Origin of the sequence: Buttiauxella gaviniae ATCC 51604, from assembly GCF_001654835.1 — a bacterium.
Classification (GTDB): Bacteria; Pseudomonadota; Gammaproteobacteria; order Enterobacterales; family Enterobacteriaceae; genus Buttiauxella; species Buttiauxella gaviniae.
This window is the reverse complement of sequence record NZ_LXEP01000099.1, coordinates 1-624: the sequence shown is the minus strand read 5'-3', so window position 1 is coordinate 624 and position 624 is coordinate 1. Positions and strand designations below refer to the sequence as shown.

Genomic DNA, 624 nt, shown 5'->3' with positions numbered 1-624 from the left:
GATTATTGCATTCGGCTGGGCACTGACGTCGCATTTTGAACAGCCCCGAACAAAATGTTTTGAAGCCAATACCCATGCGAATGCGCTTTCCAGTCACTCCGAATTAACCCTTCGTTGCAGACTGAAAGCTTTTTGGAGCGGTCAGCGGGAATCGAACCCGCATCATCAGCTTGGAAGGCTGAGGTAATAGCCATTATACGATGACCGCTTTGGCGCGGGTCTGGTTCCCCGCCGGCTGCGTATTTCCTTTAAAGTCCTTCGCGCCCGGACTATTGCGTCGGTAGGCCTGCCTGTTCATCACAAAGCAGGTCTACACTTGCCTGGTGCCGACTACCGGAATCGAACTGGTGACCTACTGATTACAAGTCAGTTGCTCTACCTACTGAGCTAAGTCGGCTTTGGTCCGCCATCGAGGTCTCGAACCCCGTACCTACAACTTAAATGGTCGTTTGCTCTTCCTGCTGAGCTAATGGCGGTTTGGTGGCCCTTGCTGGACTTGAACCAGCGACCTGACGATTATGAGTCGTTCGCTCTAACCAACTGAGCTAAAGGGCCTTTTAATCTAAAATCTTGAGCCGCCATCCATGGCAGCACATTGCCATGAGAGCTTAATCACTTGACGCC

The 624-nt window shown here is 51.8% G+C and carries 4 tRNA genes; all 4 read right to left on the bottom strand.

The annotated features are described in order from the left end of the window. Positions 1 to 133: 133 nt before the first annotated feature. The 4 genes from M977_RS23895 to M977_RS23880 all read right to left on the bottom strand — a co-directional run bounded on the left by M977_RS23895 (position 134) and on the right by M977_RS23880 (position 555). Positions 134 to 208 (bottom strand) — tRNA-Gly (locus tag M977_RS23895). Positions 209 to 321: 113 nt separating this feature from the next. Then, positions 322 to 397 (bottom strand) — tRNA-Thr (locus M977_RS23890). A gap of 2 nt (positions 398 to 399) precedes the next feature. After that, positions 400 to 476 (bottom strand) — tRNA-Lys (locus tag M977_RS23885). Between the two features lie 2 nt (positions 477 to 478). Continuing rightward, a tRNA-Ile gene (locus tag M977_RS23880) sits at positions 479 to 555 on the bottom strand. Between the last annotated feature and the right edge of the window lie 69 nt (positions 556 to 624).